Below are 17,537 nucleotides of genomic sequence, written 5' to 3' on the forward strand. Positions count from 1 at the left end.
TTTATAAGCATAATGAAAAAAATAACACTAAGTTTGGGGCTTTTCGTTGCTTTTTTGGCGAATGCACAATCTATAAAAACCACCATCGACCTTGTGAATGTAAAAGACGACAAGGTTGCGGTGACCATGGAATTGCCAAAAATGAAGTCTGGCGATGTAAAATTCCATTTTCCTAAAACAGTTCCCGGTACCTATTCTGAAGATGATTACGGAAGGTTTATAGAAGGAATCAAATTCTACGACAACAAAGGCAAAGAACTTACCTATACCAAAGTAGGCGACAATACATATTCCCTGAAAAATGCGCAGGGTCTGAGTAAAATTTCCTATCTGGTCAACGACAGTTTTGATGATGAAATGGATACCTCAAAGCATAAAGCGGTATTTTCTCCATCGGGAACAGATATTGAAGAAGGAAAAGTGTATATGATCAATACCCACGGATTTATTGGATATATCGACAATATGCAGGATGTCCCTTATCAGCTGGTTATTAAAAAGCCAACAGATTTTTACGGTACAACCGCATTGGTAGATCAGGACAAATCTGATGCTACAGATACCTATACCCTTGCCAATTATGCGAAAGTAACAGATTCTCCATTAATGTATACAAAGCCTGATTTCATCACTTTCAATGCAGGAGGAATGGAATTGGTTCTTGGAGTATATTCCCCAACAGGAAAGTACAAAGCTGCAGACTTCAAAGATAATCTGGAGAAAATGGTGATTGCCCAAAAGAAATTTCTGGGAGATATGAATACCAATAAAAAGTATGCGATCATGCTTTATCTTGCAGGTGGCGACGGACCAAAGATCAAAGGATTTGGAGCATTAGAACATCATGAATCTACCAGCGTAGTACTTCCTGAGGCAATGCCAAAAGACGCGATCGACAATACCATTACAGATGTAGTTTCCCACGAGTTTTTCCATACTGTGAATCCTTTGAAGACTCATTCTGAAGAAATTCACTATTTCGACTATGCAGATCCTAAAATGTCTCAACACTTATGGATGTATGAAGGGGGAACAGAATATTTCGCCAATCTATTCCAGGTTCAGGAAGGTCTTATCGACAAGGAACATTTCCTTCAAAGAATTGGAGAGAAAATCGCAAACTCCAAGAACTATGACGATACAATGCCTTTTACGGTAATGAGTAAAAACATATTGAAGGAGCCTTACAAAGATCAGTACAGAAATGTATATGAAAAAGGAGCTCTTTTGGCGATGTGTCTGGATATTGAATTGAGAAAACTTTCCAACGGAGAAATGGGATATCGTGATATGATCAGAAAATTATCACAAAGATTCGGGGAAAATAAACCTTTCAAAGATGATAAACTTATTGACGAACTGGTTACTGTAACCGGATATCCTCAGGTAAAAGATTTTTATAACAAATATATTGCAGGAAACCAGCCTACTCCTTATGCAGAATACCTGAAAATGGTAGGTGTAGATGTAAAGAAACAGGAAAGCCGACCTCTATTCTGGTTTATCAAAGATCCGAACCAAACTGGTTTTGACGAAAAAAACAATGCTTTCGCTTTTGATGAAAACTCAGCGCTTTCACCTTTTGCAAAAAGTATAGGATTTAAAATCACAGACCAGATTCTTGCGTTAGACGGAAAAACTGTAGATGTTAAAAAGATTCAGGATTTCATCAGCTATACCCAAACCATTAAGGAAGGTCAACCGGTTACTGTAACTATTTTGAGAGACAACGCCGGGAAAAAGGAAAAAATGACGCTTTCAGGAAAAGCCATCCTTGATAAAATGACGATGGAAACTCCTACATTTAAGGCTAATCCAACTCCTGAGGAGCTGAAATTACAAACCCAATGGCTAACGGGTAAAAAATAGAAAATAAACAGCTGTATAATCCAGCCTTTTTATAACAATAAAGCACGAATATAATATTCGTGCTTTATTATTTCTATAGATTAAAGTATTTCTAACTTCAATTGACTTGACTGAGAAACATCATTACGATTTCTTAATGGTTATTCTAAAAGTACTTCCCTTACCTACTTCGGTCTGAGAAATTTTAATGTCGCCATTATGATATTCGTGGATCACCCTTCTGGCCAGTGACAATCCTAGTCCCCAACCTCTTTTTTTAGTAGAATATCCAGGATTAAAAGCATTTCTGGCTTGTTGTTTTGTCATTCCGCTTCCGTTATCTTTTACTTCAATCAGAATATTTTTATTCCTTTCAAATACAGACATCGTAATGGCTCCTGCTCCTTTCATGGCATCCACAGCATTTTTCACGAGGTTTTCAATCACCCAGCTCATCAGGATCTTATTATGCGGAACCAAAAGAGTGTACGTTGGCAGATGCAGGGTAAAATCTACCTTTCTGGAGATTCTGGTCTTCAAATAATCAAAATTCTCCTTAATCGTTTCATTAAGGTTCATATCATTCAGCTCAGGAATAGAACCTATTTTTGAAAATCGTTCGGAAATCGTTCTTAGCCTTTCAATATCTTTTTCAATTTCGTGTACGCCTTCAGATTCGGGATTATCCAGTTTCATGATCTCCATCCAGCCGATCATTGAAGACAGTGGAGTTCCGATCTGATGGGCTGTTTCTTTAGCCAAACCTGCCCAAAGATATCCTTCATCAGTCTTTTTGATGGTTCGAAAAAACCAAAAGGTAAAACCAAAATACAGCAAAATGAAAAGTCCTAGAATATAGGGAGAATACCGTAAATTATTGAGTAGACGGGAATTATCATAATACACAAACTGATTATTGCCATCCGGAACTTTGATCTCTATCGGATCGTAGTTCTTTTCCATATTGATAATCAAATCATTAAGCTTCGCGGGATCTTTTATTGTGCTTTCCGGAATATTCCTGTAATAACCAAGATCAAGAATTGGATTTTTATACTTATCCGTTACAATAAACGGAATGGTATTGTTGATATTCAAAATATCCGGCAGAAGATCCAGAACATCCGTATCCGGTGTCTTCACTTCCTGTTGTATACGTATCGCCTTGGAAAGCAGACTGATCCTTTTGATCTCCTCTTTTCTGAGAAAATTAATAAGCGATGTTGATGCTACGACGATCGCAATAACCAAAGTAGTCATCACAACAAAGATGATCCAGTTATTCAGTCTGGTGAGTATTGATTTTCTCAAGCTTTTCTATTTTAAAACATTCAGAATTTTCTGCAGCTCCGCGCTTCCGCTTCCCTGATAATTGTTAATAATAATCGAAAATACATATTTTTTACCATCTTTGGCAGTATGGTATCCTGCAAAAGACTTGGTATCTCTCATTGTTCCGCTTTTTATCTTCATGCCATTATCCTGCATTGGAAAACCATCATAGTAGAATTCAAACCAGGGCTGCTTTTTAGCATATAATAAAGCCTGTACTTCAGCCTTCGCCGCTACATAATTTTGAGGAGACAATCCACTTCCGTCTGCAAAGTTGATCATATTCGGGTTGATGCCTTTAGACTTCCAGAATTCTTTCAGATAAGTAACTCCGCTCTTGAAGCTCGGATCTCCTTTTTTCTCTTTTCCTAAAGTTTTAATCAGCGTTTCCCCATAAAGATTGATACTTTTTCGTAAAAACCAATAAACGATTTTATCTAAACTTGGAGACTGGTATGTCAGAATAGTATTATTTTTTGGGGCTTCTATCGCCTTTTTACCTTCAATTTCAAGTTGGGAGTTGGTCACCGCTTTTCCCGAAAGTTCAATTCCGGATTCCTTCAGCCATTGTTTCACTTCAGCTGCCAATTGTAAAGGCGGATTGGGAGTAGCACCGGAAACAGTAACCGTTTTTCCAGCCGGCAGCATCCCGTTAATCAAAGCAACATTGGAATGTGGCGCTGTGAAAATCAGACTTTGGTCTGAACTTCCACCTGCTTTAAGGTCATTCAGCCATTGTACCCCTTCCAGTGGATAAGAGAAACTTTTAAAATCGGTTCCGCTGATATTAATATCAAACTGATTTTCCTTCCAATTGACTCCCCAGACCCCGGCTCCGTAATAGTTTCCCAAATCATCCCAAGGCCATCCTCCCGGAATGGTCTGATGATCAAAATAAGAATCATCAATCACCAGATCACCTGATATTTTCGTAATCCCAGAATTTTTAATCGCTTCTATTAATTTCTTTTTAAAGTTTTCGGGTTTATAAGCGTCATACCTCCAGCTTCCCAAAGTAGGATCTCCATTGGAAGAAATGAAAAGATTTCCATTTAAAGTTCCTCCTGTAATCTTCCCGGAATAGCTTGAAGTAGTTGTAAAAGTATAGTTTTTACCGAGAGTTTCCAGAGCAGCCCCGGCAGTGAAAATTTTCTGTGTAGAAGCGGTAGAAAGACCTTTATTTCCCTGATATTCGTAGATAAGGCTCCCATTTTCATCGGAAACATAAAACGATAATCCCGAAGAGATCGCCCCCGAGGAATCCATAAGATCTTTAGTGGCTTTGTCCAGTTTTTGAGTCATATTCTGGGCAGAGATCATTTGTATAGTCAGCGTGAGTACCGCGAGTGTTTTTTTCATTATATTGTATTTGGGTTCGTGACCTTACTAAAGAGTTTATCTTCTTACACGTTCTAAAGTATTAATGCCTTTTTAGTAGATAAAATTCTTTACAGCTTATCAAAGATAGTTAAAAATGTAACTTTTCATATTCTCTGAGATCATGATGATTAAAAAGAATTTTATGGTCTTTAACTCTTTCGAAGGAGATGTCATGCTTAAAGTATTTTTCGTAATCATCCTCATCCAGAAACCGATCCATCTGACAGTATTTTATATATTCGGACTTATCTTGATAGCCTTCCAGATTGATTTTGGATTCATTCCATGGTTCATGATGGCATCTCAGACACCATTTTCTGTAAACAGATCGGTTCCCACAGATCTCACAACCTTCAAGATGTTCAAACAAATCAAAAATTCCCTGCTGTTGATCCTCGGGAAACAAATAAAGAGGAATGGTTTTCAAAAGAAGATAGTAATTAGGCTGCTGCCATGAAAAACAATCGGCTTCCATTTTGTCCGAAGATTCTTCATTTCTAAATAACCATAAAGTCTGAAGGTCGTGATCCGCTTCTGCTTTGGCAATTTCTCTGATATTAAGAATGATTTTATTTTTCAGTTTAATATTCAGTCCGTTATCAATATTAATAACGGGTTTTCTTTCCAAATAATGATTCAGACATAAAGTTGTTTCCCAGGAATCTTCTTCTCTTTTTTTACCTTCGCTTCCACAAATCTCACAAATGGTGGCAGATAAAGCCATATATTTACCGGTAATCGTTTTAATAACTGCATTAAGTTCCGGATTTTCGGAGTAGATATGACATCTCAGTTCTCCGTTTTTTTCTGTTCCGAAAACATCTTTTTCGAGATTCCAGCCAGCGATAGCCAATTCAAACAGCATCTGGCGGATTATTTCATTCCAACCAGTGCTGCTAACAGAAAAATTTTTAAGATTACGTTCTATAAAACGGTTAATATCATCTTGATGCATTATAATGAGCTTCCTGATTCTATTTCGTAAGGTTCTTTACCTTTTTCAAAAATTCGGGTCAGTTCGCTTCCTTCCACAGTAATATTTTCGCCAATTCTTCGGATCCAGTTCCCTTCTCGTAATCCTACTACTTTAATATCATTTTGAGTAAGAAATTCTTTGATGCGGGTTTCTCTGGTTTCACCGTTATGTTTCAGCTCCGGATTCGGATCCAGGTAATGCGGATTGAGATTGAAAGGAACAAGTCCCATACAGTCAAAACTTGGAGGATATACAATAGGCATATCATTCGTTGTTTTCATATTCTGTCCTCCGATATTACTTCCGGCACTGCAGCCAAGGTAAGCTTTTCCGTTAGATATGTTATCTTTTAAGACATACATAAGCCCTTCTTCGTGAAGTGTTTTTACCAATAAGAATGTATTTCCACCTCCTGTAAAATATCCTTTTGCCTGCTGTATTGCTTCCAGTTTATCCTGAAATTCATGAAGTCCTTTTACTTTGATATTGATGGTTTCAAAGAAAGAACGTGCCTTGGCTGTATATTCATCATGAGAAATACCGCCAGGTCTGGCAAAGGGAATAAATACGATTTCGTCAATTCCTTTATATAGCTGAATCAATTCTTCTCTTAGGTATTCCAGATATTCTCCACTGAAAATAGTGGACGTTGAGGCTAATATGATATTCATACGAGAAAATTATAGGTATTAAAAAAATAATTGAATACAAAGATAAACTCAAAGATCAACGAATCAAAAATTAAACTAAAAAAATACTTGAACCCGTTAATATTTTCTAAAAAAGCTTAAAGCTTCTAAAATTTGGGCTTTTATGGAATTATTATTGAATTTTAGACTACAGAACTTTAAAATATAAGATTATGAAAATGGCTAAGATTAAAATTAAAAATCTATTTTTAGGTTTAATACTTGTAGGAGGTGTAAGTTTTGCAAACGCTCAGACTACACAGTCGGGCACCACTGCCAATACGACAGCTACAAGTCAGGCAGACAACTCTATTGAAGGTCTTAAAAAACAAATTGAGGCAAATCCAAAGGATACCGAATCACTGGCAAAACTAGCGGCAGCTTATCAGGAAGCTTCAGACTGGCCTAATGCGGTTGATACATGGAAAAAGATTTCTGCTTTATTACCGGACTGGGCTCCGTCATATTACAGTCAGGCCTACGCTTATCAATCTGCTAAGGATGATGCCAATGCAAAGATGGCTTATGAAAAGTATATTGCCACTGTAAAGCCTGAGGAAGTGGAACAGAATAAGAAAAATCTGGCATATGCTTACTTTTACATCGCCTTTGCAGAACAGCAAAGTGATCCTGCCAAAGCGAAAGAACATATTGCAAAATCAATACAATATGACCCAAGCAACCAGGATGCTGTAAAATTGAGTAAAGCATTAAATTCTTAATAATAAAGGTCGGAAATATTTCCGGCCTTTTTGCTGTATTGATTCTATTGATCGTTATATCTTTATGTTCTATTCTATCATTTTTCCAAAAAAATCGGTTTCTCCATGCAGGTGACGTATGATCTTCTCAATATTCCGTTGGATGCTTGTCTGTGTTTTCAGGTTATTGATGTAACGGATTAATTCATTTTTTCTTGAAGGAGTAAGATTTTCAAAATTCGCCAAAGCAATACTACTTTCACTGATGGCTTTTTCCAATTGAGGATGAATGGTTATACTTCTGTCGGAAGCATCATATTCCACAGTAACCTCAATGGTCTCTCCTATTCTTTTAGGAGAATTCTTAAGCATTGTAAAATTGATGTACAATCTCCATTCTCCTAAATATTTCATTAAATTCTGCTGATATTCTTTTCCGTTTATCGTTCCTTTTACAGGAATTGGGCTTTTATTTTTACCAGAATCGTTAAAAATGTTGCTTAAAATTTCTTCAGGAATAAAAACAAACGGATTGATCCCAATAATTTCTAACGTTGTACTGAAAGATTCTTTTTTCATGAAAGACTGGAATTAGAGATTGACAATTGATAACAAAATTACTTATTAGATTCTAAATCTGTTTCAATTTCTTTTTTTAATTCATGATAATACACCCAACGACTCCCTGCTGCTCTCGCCTTCTTCTTCAACTTACATTTTCAATGCTGAACTTTCTCTTTTCATCTTTCAACTCCTACATTAATTCCCTATCTTTGTCAGAATAAATCTATTTATCACAATGAAATTTTTTATTGACACAGCTAATTTAGAGCAAATCAAAGAAGCAAGAGACCTTGGAATTTTAGATGGTGTTACCACTAACCCTTCGTTAATGGCTAAAGAAGGTATCCAGGGAGCAGAAGCGATCAAAAACCACTACAAAACGATCTGCGAGCTTGTAGATGGAGATATTTCTGCAGAAGTACTTTCTACTACTTATGAGGAAATGATCAAAGAAGGTGACGAATTGGCTGCTATCCATCCCAATATCGTTGTAAAGATCCCAATGATTAAAGACGGGATCAAGGCTTTAAAATATTTTTCTGATAAAGGAATCAAAACCAACTGTACTCTTATCTTCTCTGCAGGACAGGCTCTTTTGGCAGCAAAAGCAGGAGCAACTTATGTTTCTCCGTTCTTAGGAAGACTAGATGATATTTCTACAGACGGTCTGAACCTTATCCAGGAAATCAGATTGATTTTCGATAACTATATGTTTGAAACTGAAATCTTAGCGGCTTCTATCCGTCATTCAATGCATATTATTGACTGTGCTAAGATTGGTGCTGATGTTATTACATCTCCACTTCCTCCAATCTTGAGCTTATTGAAGCACCCATTAACAGACAGCGGATTAGCTCAGTTTATTGCAGATTCTCAGAAATTAGCATAATAACCGGCTTTTATTAAAATACGCCCTCGGAAATTCTTTCCGGGGGCTTTTTATTTCTAAATTCCTGATTCCTGAATAGTATTCACCTCGATCATCATTTTTTCATTTAACTCTATGATCTTATTTGAATCAAAAAAATAAAAGATCATGAAACGTACTATTCTTTTCATCGCACTATTTTCCTTTGTTTTTGGATTGGCCCAAAATATCGTTTTTTCAAAGGAAAAGCTTGATTTGCTGAATCAGTTCAATCTCGAAAATAAGAGCCGCGCTTTTATTATTTATCAGGATGGAAAAGTCATCAATGAAAAATATTTCGGAACAAAAATCATTGATAAACAGCCTTTTGATAAAAACTCAACTTGGTATTGGGCTTCTGCAGGAAAATCCTTGACAGCCACTCTGATTGGAATCGCTCAACAGGAAAATTTACTGAATATAAATGATCCTGTATCAAAGTATTTAGGAAAATGGACGGGAATGGATCAGAAAGAGGAGAATAAGATAACGATCAAAAATCTACTGACAATGACCTCTGGACTTGATTATCAGAAGGATCAACAATGTAAATCCGGTGATTGCTTTGCTTTAAAAAATGCTGCAGGAAGTTTCTGGTATTATGACACTTCGGCCTATTCTCAACTGGCAAAAGTAATTGAAAAAGCAAGTGGTAAAAGTATAGATCAATATACTGCTGAAAAGCTTTCCGGTTCAGGAATTTCAGGGAAATGGGTTCCTTATGAAAACGGTCTGGTATTCTCAAGTATAGCCGAGAGTTTTTTACAATTCGGGAAACTTATTTTAAGTAAAGGAAGCCTGAATGGAAAAGCCTACTATCAATATGATGATTATTTTCAGCAGATGACCAATACTTCACAGGATCTCAACCTTTCCTATGGTTACTTATGGTGGCTGAACGGAAAAAACAGTATAAAAGTTCCTGGGTTTGAAGCCACTTCCAATCAATCATTAGTTCCTGATGCTCCTAAAGATATGTTTTGTGCATTGGGCAAAAACGGACAGATACTCGACATTGTTCCCAGTCAAACCCTTATCATTCTCAGAATGGGAGAAAACCCTGGTGTATATAGCAATATGATGAAATTTCACAGAGAGTTATGGGAGAAAATTCTGAAATAAAAAACGGTCTCAAAAGTAAAGGAATTACATTTTTGAGACCGTTCTTAGTCAATTATCAGATTATTTCAGCATATCCAATTCAAGAATATTATTTTGCTTTTTAATATTGGCTTTCATTCTGGCTTCCTGTTCTTTTCTGGCTTTTTCCGGATCAATAACTTTTCCGGAATCATCTCTCATTTCTATAATAGTTCCTTGTGCCATCATCTGTCTTTCGCTCTTCATAGGGTCATTACGATAGTCTTTAAATGCTTTTTTATACTTTGTTTCATTAAGGGCAATAAGAGGGTTGTACCGATGTTTCTCTTTGGTACTTGTCCATTCATATCCGTCAGGAAGCTTTTTACTTCCTTTTAGCTCAAATATATGAGAATGGGTACTGTCTTCCAGTTTGACGATCAACCCTGGGAGTCCATGAAATTTATACGGACCATCCTGAATCGGAAGATCTGTTGTAAACCATGCGGTCCATCTTCTACCAGCAAAATCACAAACGGCTTTTTGGGCATTAAATTCTCCTATCTTTTCTTTTTCAGAAAGTATTTTCCAATCCTGTTTTCGGCTTTCCTGTACATGATATTCTTCGGAAGAAAGAGTTGTAAAGAAATTGACGGAATACTCTGGGTACATTTTTTCAATGCTATAACGTATTTTTCCTTTAAATTTAATTCCTGTAAAGTTTAAATCCCCGGCTTTAGACTGTTTCTCTATAATTGCTCTCATGGTAGAGTCTGATTCGAAATAATCTTTGCTATAAAATTTAGAACCTTTTGGGGCAACATCCAGCAGCATAATTTCAGTCTCAATTTTGTCTTTAGCTGTAGAATCTATAATGTATTTGTATTCATAAATAAAGCGTTGATTCTGAGCTTGCATAAAGGCCCCTAGCAATAAAGCAAGGGTCATGGTAATTAGTTTGTTCATTAGTTTTTTTATTGTTTGCTTTAATTTTTTTGATCAATGTTTTTAACAACCCTACACGGATTGCCTACCGCGACTACATTCTCCGGAATATCTTTAGTAACTACACTTCCTGCTCCAATTACGGAATTATTTCCTATAGAAACTCCCGGAAGAACCACTACATTACCTCCCAGCCATACATTATCTCCTATGGTAATAGGATGGGCATATTCCAATCCTTCGTTTCTCTGTTGTACATCCAGTGGATGTCCCGCTGTGTAAAAGCTACAGTTAGGGCCAATAAAGACGTTATCTCCAAAGCTCACTTTGGCGCAGTCTAAAATAACAAGGTTATGATTGGCATAGAAATTCTCTCCTACTGTTATATTATAGCCGTAATCGCACCAGAAATTGGGTTCTATGCAAATATTTTCTTTTGTACTGCTCAAAATTTTCTGAAGAAGTCTGTATCTGTTTTCTGCATCAGAGTTTTTCAATCCGTTATACTCTTGGCACAGATCTTTACATTGTATCCGTTCCTGAATTAATTCTTTATCATAATTGGCATTGTATAAAAGTCCGGCTGCACATTTTTCTTTTTCTGTCATGAGATAACGTTAATCGTGATTACTTATTGTTTATTGAAAGATAAGAAATATGTTTTGATAAGTTAATTGATATTTATCATTCACCGGAGCCTATGGTATTTGGATACAGCTAAAAAACAAAACGGGATGACACTCTTGCCATCCCGTTAATATTAGAAAATATATAAGATTAATTCAACAAATCCGGTTCTATCGGATTGTTATCTTTTTTAAGGGCTTCTTTTGTAGATTTCTCCATTTCTCTGAATACTTGATTAGGATCTGAAATTTCTTTACCATCGCCGGTTTTAAATTTGAAACTTACCTTGGTATTACCATCCCCATTTTTCATCATCATTTCTCTCATATTTTTGGTAGGATCATTTGCATAAGCTTTCCACACCTTCTTGAACTGATCTTTTGTAACTTCCAGCTCTTTTCCGCCCAGTCCCAAAACTCTAACGTTATCCGGCAACTGCATTTCTGTTTCTGCAGCCGAAGCATTAATTGTTTTATTTCCTATCATGGTCATACTATGAGATCCTGTGGCGTCCTCAAGCTTTACAATAAGACCTGGCAGTCCATAAAAAATATAAGGACCATCCTGAAAAGGCAAATCTGTTGTAAACCAGGCTGTCCATTCTCTTCCGCCAAAGCTGGTAACCGCTTTTTGAGCATCATAGTTTCCGATTTTTTGTTTTTCCGGTAATATTTTCCACTCCGGCTTTTTGTCTTCTTTTATTTTATATTTATCTGTAGAAATACTTCTGAAAAGATAGGTTTTAAAATCCGGATACTCTTTGGTTACTTTAAAAGAAACCTGTCCTGGTTTTTCTCTTCTGCTGATGCTGATATTTCCTCCTCCGGCTTTCAGTTGTTTTTCAAGTTCTGCTCTTCCAATGGAATCTGAAACAAATTTATCGTGGCTGTAATAGCTAGAGCCACTTTTGTCTATATCCAACAGCATCATTTCTTTTTTCACATCTTCTTTATTGTTGGAATCGGGAATGAATTTATATTCATAAAAGAACCTGTTGACCTGAGCATTGGTAAGCACTCCGATCAATATAAAAAATAGAATTTTGCTTTTCATAATATATCATAAAAAAGGCTTTGCCAATCTATAATTAACAAAGCCTGATTAAACTTTATTTCTTGGTTTCGATTCTTACTTCTCCCTGCTTAACATCTCCTTTTTTCTGAGTGTTGACATTCACTCTTGAGATATCCTTGGTATCCAATGAATTCACATCATTCTTAGAAGCTTCTTTACCATCAATATAATATTTGTAATTTACATCATCATTACCGCTTACTCTGAACTTTTTCACTCCGTTCATTACTATGTTTCCGTTGCCGTCTTTTTTAATAAAATCTGCGTTCATTACGATAACATCAGGTGAGGCGTTGGTAATTTTGATAAAAGTGCCATCTTTAAAACTTAGCGCTCTTTTTTCAGCTTCTGCACGGGCTATATCTGCTTGTTTTCTTATCCTGTCGCCATCTATTCGGATTCTTTCCCCTTCTTTTCGCATTCTCTCTCCTTCCAGTCTGGCTTTATCTCCTATAATTCTGGCTGTTTCACCTTCTATTCTTGCTTTCGCTCCTATAGCTCTGGCTACCTCGCCCTGTATTCTGGCTTTTTCACCCTCCATTCTTGCCTTGGCTCCTTCTCTAATAGCTTTTTGAGCTTCTTTTAAAGCTTTACGCACTTCTGCTTTATCTTCAGGACTCAGATCTTTATATTCTACCCTATTATTTCTTATATAGATAGCATTCTTAGGTGCTTTTGGAACTTTTGGAGCTGCAGATGGAGCTTTAGGAGACTCTGTATTAAGCTCTGGGGCTTCAGGCGCTTCGGGAATTTCAGGAATTTCAATTTCCATGTTCTCTAATTCGCTCATCTGGCGTTTCCATGCTGGAGAATTGAAATATTCATTCATCTTTTGGGTCGTTTCGTCTGTAATTTCAGTCATGCTAGAAACCAGATCGTTTATTTCATCCATCTTCTTTTCGAAGGCTTTACTTCCAGGATCCAGTTTACCCAATTCCTTTTGTTTTTTATTTATCTTCTTTTGAAGTTCAGCCAGCTTCTTATTAGATTCATCATTATTAAAGTTGGATAATTCTGTTTTTTCAGGCTGTTGTGTTTTTTCAGGACGTACGGTATCTCTCTGAATTTGAGAAACGGCTTTTTTAATTGTAAGATTGGTTTCTTCAATTTCTCTGTTCTTTGCATTGACTAGGTAAGCAAACGCCACTGAGAATAGAACCGGCAGTGCAAAAATTCTTCGCGCATATCCGAACTTGGTTTTAGGTTTTTGTAACATCTTAAGTCTTTTTTTAAGGTTTGAACTTAGAAACGGACTGGCAGCAGGCAACTGTGTTCCGGAAAAGTGGCTTGCTAAAAGCATCTGCGCAAATGCTTTGGTGTCCGAATGCTTCACGGCTTTTTTATCAGCCAGATATTCGTGGATTAGATTAATTTCTTTTTTAATGAGATGAAAAAACGGATTGAACCAGAAAATAGAGGTCACAATTTCGATAAGAATCTTATCAAACGAGTGTTTCTGCTCAATATGTACCATTTCATGCTTTAAGATTTGCTTTCCAATTTCTGAATTCAAAGTAATTGTATTCTTCCAGAAAAGGTTCTTAAAATATGAAAAAGGGGCTTCGGTAAGGTCTGTACGGTAAAAGTTGATCCCGTCAAAACTTTCTTTCTGAAACTTTTTTTTAAACTGTTGGATTCTAAAAATCCCTATGGCTAGCTTTCCTAAAAAATAGAAAGAAACCAGTCCCAGAGCTGAAAAAATAATGTTAAAATAAAGGTTACCATTGTTGATGTTTTTTTCTGTATTAAAATTTTGAACTTTATCAAGAAGCAGATACATCTCATGACTTACTTCTATTGTAAAATCTTCTACTTTGATAAGCGGCAGCAGCAGCGGTATCAGAATGGCAGACAATAAATAAAATCGGTTATAATGATGAAATGTCTTGTCTTTTAAAGACAACTGATAATACAGAAACATTACACCGGAACACAAAATTATTTTTCCAAAATATAAAAGTATAGCTTCCATAGGCGTTTAGTCTTTCTTTTTAAGTTCATCTAAAAGCATTTCAAGATCTTCTACAGTCATCTCATTTTTTTCTACCAGAAAAGAAACGGCGCTTTTGTAAGATCCTTTAAAATAATTTTTCACAAGGCTTTTCATCGTTTTCCCGGAATACTGTTCCTTGGAAACCAGAGGAAAATACTCATGTTGCCTTCCGTGTACATGATAGTCTACAAATTCTTTGTCCTTCAATACTTTTAAAATGGTGGAAACAGTATTGGTGTGTGGCTTGGGCTCCGGAAAAAGATCAAGAACGTCTTTAAGAAATCCTTTTTCAAGTTTCCATAGATACTGCATTACCTGCTCCTCTGCTTTTGTTAAGGTCTGAATTTTCATATGATGTACGTTTACTTATTAAGCAATAAAAAGAGTTTAATCTTATATCACTAAGAAATTAGTTATACAAATGTAGAAATAAAATTGATTATAACAACTATTTTTTTAGTGATAAAACATAATTTAAACATAATACACTGTAAATCAAATATATAAAATTAAATCAAATATATTAATTTTTTAACGATGGGAAATTATCACCTATTTAATTAACAGAAAAAGAGGTGTTTCCGCAGTAAATTCTTAAAACTTGTTAAATTTTATTAAATAAAATTAAAATGAATTTGTATTAACCGGGAAAATATATTTATTTTAGTGCCTTAAAAATTTCTCATGAAAAGATATAATTTATTGATTGTACTATTACTGCTTGTTTTTAACATTACGACAGCGCAAAAAAAAAGTAAGTCTCCTGCTGCTGACCTTAGTATATTAAAAGATACAAAATCAAAAATTGAAGCAACAGTTCCATTGGTAATCCAACATTTGCAGACTATTGCCACAAAAGAAGGTGACAATAATATTGTAAACAATGGGAAAATTGCAGTAGGTAAAGAATATGGCATTCTGGAATCTGAATGGTTTCTGTACAGAAATAACATGAAAAACTGCATTCTGAACAATTCTTCAAAGAAAGCTAAAAAATGTATGGAGTACCATACTCAATATCTGAGAAATACCCTTATCAATTACGGGAACTACATCTCTAACCTTACCAGAAAAAATGGATATCTGGGCGTAGAAGGTGACACGAAATTTGATTTTAAACCTGCAGAAATTGCGACTAAACTTAGTGAAGCATATTCTAATGCTAATGATGCAGCAGGAAGAATGAAAGCTGATCAAAAGAGAGATTTCCTAGGGCAAACAATGGATGATGACAACAAACTGACTCCTTACGCTCAACTGGCTCAATAATTGAACGACATTTAAAATATAAAAAAGAGAACTGCAAATGCAGTTCTCTTTTTATTTAAAGCAAAAAATCTCCGTCGGAAAAAACAGTTTTGTGGTACTAATCATAAAACTTGAGGGGAAAAAGTAGAAAATTAAGACGGAGATTTTATTGCAACACTCTATAGGAACAATTTGTCCTACCCTTGACCTATAAGAGCTTTACAAAAATAAAGGTATGCGGTTCTCCTGTAAAAGAATCATTGTAGAATTAAATAGTAAGAATTGTAGAAATAATTCTACTCAGAAAACTAAAAATGGTTATTCTAAAGTACTTTTTTTACTTCCACCAATGGTAATAGTTGTGCAATCCATCATATTCAAATCCACAACGAGGGTATAAAGTATTTCCTATATCGTTTGTCTTCTCTGTTTCAAGCATCAGTCCACAGGCCCCTGTTTCTTCACACCATTGTTTGCTGCGGTCTATTAAAGCTACAGAAAGTCCTTTTCCTCTATAATCGGGATGAACGAACAAATCACTTAGCAGCCATTGTTTCTGTAATTTAGTATAATGAAACAGTTTGTAAAGCTGTACAAAACCCACTGCTTTCCCATCTGCCAAAGCAAGAAAAATATCTGACTCACTGTTGAGAAATCTTTCTTTAAGAAATGCTTTCCCTTTTTCGAGATCAGATTCCTGTCTGTAAAAAATTCGGTAAAGATTAAATAATACGGCTGTTTCATCAAGATCCTCAAGGCTTGCTTTTTTAATTGTGTAATTCATTGTTCTATTTTTTATTAACAGCGCAAAATTACCTTTAAACAGAACTGTACATATCATCCAGATTCCAGTTATACAGATGGTCCAGAGATATCTTCTTCCTCATAAAAATAAAATACCACACGTTTCGGATTTCATATGTATATAAGGCTTTGGAACTTTGTAGAATAAAATTGAAAGTAATGATAGATTTAATTAAAAAGATAAAAAACCTTGACTGGCAGAATATTACAGAAGAAATGCATCAAAAAGGATACGCTGTAATTCTACAGTTACTATCCAATGATGAATGCGAGAGCCTGAAATCAACATACAACAATACTGATCTGTATCGCAAAACAGTCGTCATGGCCCGTCATCGATTTGGCTTAGGAGAATACAAATATTTCAATTATCCACTTCCCTCATTGATTGAGTCAGTACGAACGCATATTTATCCGAATTTGGCTCCCATTGCAAATGCATGGTTCAAAGCGTTACATACTGATATTAATTTCCCTTTAGATCATTCAGAATTTTTAAAGCAATGTCATTTTAATGGGCAACAAAAAGCAACTCCTTTAATCTTAAAATATGGAAAAGGAGGTTTCAATACGTTACATCAGGATTTGTATGGAGATCTTTATTTTCCCATTCAAATTGTTTTAATGCTCAGTGAGCCGGATCAGGATTTTACAGGAGGAGAGTTTGTTCTTACCCAACATGTTCCGAGAGCCCAATCAAAAGCGATTGTTCTACAACCTAGAAAAGGGGATGTTCTTATTTTCACCACTCATTTCAAACCCGAAAAAGGCACCAAAGGATATTACAGAGTCAATATGAAACACGGGGTAAGTGAAGTAAAAACAGGAAACCGCTATGCCTTAGGGATTATCTTTCATGATGCAATAAGCTAAAAATAGATTCAAATTTTGTTACATTTTTAATCATTAAATATGATACTTCATTCCCAAATATCACCCGAACAGCTAAGGTCTGAAATCCACCATCAAACCTTATTATTGGGAGGTAATAAAAAACTGAAAATCTATGGATTGCTCAACTGCTGCTCTGGAAAGAGAATGAACATAGAAAACAGAATATTTTTTAAAAATGAAAAAGAAGCCTTGCAGAATAATTACCGTCCTTGTGGGCATTGTATGAAAGAAGCCTATAAACAATGGAAAAATATGCAGCAGAAAGGCTAGAAAGGATCAGTCTCAAAAGCTGGTGGGAAATAAAAAACTTTACCTGATCCAATATTTTTATAAAGTTTATTCAATAAAAAAAGAGAAGCAATATAATATTGCTTCTCTCGTTGAGTAGCGGGAACCGGACTCGAACCGATGACCTTCGGGTTATGAGCCCGACGAGCTACCTACTGCTCCATCCCGCGGTGTATTTTTAGAGTGC

Annotated in this window: 18 protein-coding genes and 1 tRNA gene; 7 read left to right on the forward strand and 12 right to left on the reverse strand. The window is 35.7% G+C overall.

Features of this window, described 5'->3' with window-relative positions:
• The first annotated feature begins 12 nt into the window (after positions 1 to 12).
• Entirely contained in the window at positions 13 to 1,869 is a 1,857-nt protein-coding gene (locus ACL9RH_RS07015; protein ID WP_422692624.1) for a PDZ domain-containing protein, read from the forward strand.
• Between the two features lie 123 nt (positions 1,870 to 1,992).
• Here the strand turns inward: ACL9RH_RS07015 and ACL9RH_RS07020 are convergent, their stop codons facing one another.
• From ACL9RH_RS07020 to pepE, 4 genes are all read right to left on the reverse strand, one after another.
• A complete protein-coding gene (locus ACL9RH_RS07020) occupies positions 1,993 to 3,159 on the reverse strand; it encodes a sensor histidine kinase (protein ID WP_422692626.1) in 1,167 nt (388 codons plus the stop codon).
• 6 nt (positions 3,160 to 3,165) lie between these two features.
• On the reverse strand, positions 3,166 to 4,539 hold the full coding sequence (gene dacB, locus ACL9RH_RS07025; protein ID WP_422692628.1) for a D-alanyl-D-alanine carboxypeptidase/D-alanyl-D-alanine endopeptidase: 1,374 nt from the start codon (positions 4,537 to 4,539) through the stop codon (positions 3,166 to 3,168).
• A gap of 109 nt (positions 4,540 to 4,648) precedes the next feature.
• A complete protein-coding gene (locus ACL9RH_RS07030) occupies positions 4,649 to 5,425 on the reverse strand; it encodes a hypothetical protein (RefSeq protein WP_422692629.1) in 777 nt (258 codons plus the stop codon).
• An 89-nt stretch (positions 5,426 to 5,514) separates the two neighbouring features.
• Positions 5,515 to 6,207 (reverse strand): dipeptidase PepE, encoded by a 693-nt coding sequence (gene pepE, locus ACL9RH_RS07035; RefSeq protein ID WP_422692630.1) that lies wholly within the window; start codon positions 6,205 to 6,207, stop codon positions 5,515 to 5,517.
• Between the two features lie 197 nt (positions 6,208 to 6,404).
• Between pepE and ACL9RH_RS07040 the strand changes: the two genes are divergently transcribed.
• Positions 6,405 to 6,947, forward strand: a complete 543-nt coding sequence (locus ACL9RH_RS07040) for a tetratricopeptide repeat protein (protein ID WP_422692631.1) — start codon at positions 6,405 to 6,407, stop codon at positions 6,945 to 6,947.
• A gap of 69 nt (positions 6,948 to 7,016) precedes the next feature.
• On the opposite strand, the gene ACL9RH_RS07045 is transcribed toward ACL9RH_RS07040, so the two are convergent.
• Complete coding sequence (locus ACL9RH_RS07045) at positions 7,017 to 7,505, reverse strand: YdeI/OmpD-associated family protein (protein WP_422692632.1); 489 nt, start codon at positions 7,503 to 7,505, stop codon at positions 7,017 to 7,019.
• Positions 7,506 to 7,725: 220 nt separating this feature from the next.
• On the opposite strand from ACL9RH_RS07045, the gene fsa reads away from it, so the two are divergent.
• Both fsa and ACL9RH_RS07055 read left to right on the forward strand, forming a co-directional pair.
• Complete coding sequence (gene fsa / locus ACL9RH_RS07050) at positions 7,726 to 8,379, forward strand: fructose-6-phosphate aldolase (RefSeq protein ID WP_047374243.1); 654 nt, start codon at positions 7,726 to 7,728, stop codon at positions 8,377 to 8,379.
• Positions 8,380 to 8,526: 147 nt separating this feature from the next.
• Positions 8,527 to 9,519, forward strand: a complete 993-nt coding sequence (locus ACL9RH_RS07055; RefSeq protein WP_422692633.1) for a serine hydrolase domain-containing protein — start codon at positions 8,527 to 8,529, stop codon at positions 9,517 to 9,519.
• Positions 9,520 to 9,579: 60 nt separating this feature from the next.
• Here ACL9RH_RS07055 and ACL9RH_RS07060 read toward each other — a convergent pair whose 3' ends face one another.
• From ACL9RH_RS07060 to ACL9RH_RS07080, 5 genes are all read right to left on the reverse strand, one after another.
• On the reverse strand, positions 9,580 to 10,443 hold the full coding sequence (locus tag ACL9RH_RS07060) for a GLPGLI family protein (protein ID WP_422692634.1): 864 nt from the start codon (positions 10,441 to 10,443) through the stop codon (positions 9,580 to 9,582).
• Between the two features lie 20 nt (positions 10,444 to 10,463).
• Positions 10,464 to 11,030, reverse strand: coding sequence for a sugar O-acetyltransferase (locus ACL9RH_RS07065; protein ID WP_422692635.1), 567 nt, complete (start codon positions 11,028 to 11,030; stop codon positions 10,464 to 10,466).
• A 169-nt stretch (positions 11,031 to 11,199) separates the two neighbouring features.
• A complete protein-coding gene (locus ACL9RH_RS07070) occupies positions 11,200 to 12,102 on the reverse strand; it encodes a GLPGLI family protein (RefSeq protein WP_422692636.1) in 903 nt (300 codons plus the stop codon).
• 55 nt (positions 12,103 to 12,157) lie between these two features.
• Positions 12,158 to 14,095, reverse strand: a complete 1,938-nt coding sequence (locus tag ACL9RH_RS07075) for a M56 family metallopeptidase (RefSeq protein ID WP_422692637.1) — start codon at positions 14,093 to 14,095, stop codon at positions 12,158 to 12,160.
• Between the two features lie 6 nt (positions 14,096 to 14,101).
• Positions 14,102 to 14,467: a BlaI/MecI/CopY family transcriptional regulator gene (locus ACL9RH_RS07080; RefSeq protein ID WP_089692384.1), complete on the reverse strand. Its 366-nt coding sequence runs from the start codon at positions 14,465 to 14,467 to the stop codon at positions 14,102 to 14,104.
• Positions 14,468 to 14,800: 333 nt separating this feature from the next.
• Here ACL9RH_RS07080 and ACL9RH_RS07085 point away from each other — a divergent pair, with 333 nt between their 5' ends.
• Entirely contained in the window at positions 14,801 to 15,385 is a 585-nt protein-coding gene (locus tag ACL9RH_RS07085) for a hypothetical protein (RefSeq protein ID WP_422692638.1), read from the forward strand.
• Between the two features lie 316 nt (positions 15,386 to 15,701).
• Here the strand turns inward: ACL9RH_RS07085 and ACL9RH_RS07090 are convergent, their stop codons facing one another.
• Complete coding sequence (locus ACL9RH_RS07090) at positions 15,702 to 16,148, reverse strand: GNAT family N-acetyltransferase (protein ID WP_422692639.1); 447 nt, start codon at positions 16,146 to 16,148, stop codon at positions 15,702 to 15,704.
• Positions 16,149 to 16,327: 179 nt separating this feature from the next.
• Between ACL9RH_RS07090 and ACL9RH_RS07095 the strand changes: the two genes are divergently transcribed.
• On the forward strand, positions 16,328 to 17,041 hold the full coding sequence (locus ACL9RH_RS07095; protein ID WP_422692640.1) for a 2OG-Fe(II) oxygenase: 714 nt from the start codon (positions 16,328 to 16,330) through the stop codon (positions 17,039 to 17,041).
• Between the two features lie 39 nt (positions 17,042 to 17,080).
• On the forward strand, positions 17,081 to 17,332 hold the full coding sequence (locus tag ACL9RH_RS07100; protein WP_422692641.1) for an Ada metal-binding domain-containing protein: 252 nt from the start codon (positions 17,081 to 17,083) through the stop codon (positions 17,330 to 17,332).
• 115 nt (positions 17,333 to 17,447) lie between these two features.
• Here the strand turns inward: ACL9RH_RS07100 and ACL9RH_RS07105 are convergent.
• Positions 17,448 to 17,520, reverse strand: a tRNA-Met gene (locus ACL9RH_RS07105).
• Positions 17,521 to 17,537: the final 17 nt, after the last annotated feature.

The organism is Chryseobacterium sp. Mn2064 (assembly GCF_049319685.1).
In the GTDB taxonomy this organism is placed as follows: domain Bacteria; phylum Bacteroidota; class Bacteroidia; order Flavobacteriales; family Weeksellaceae; genus Chryseobacterium.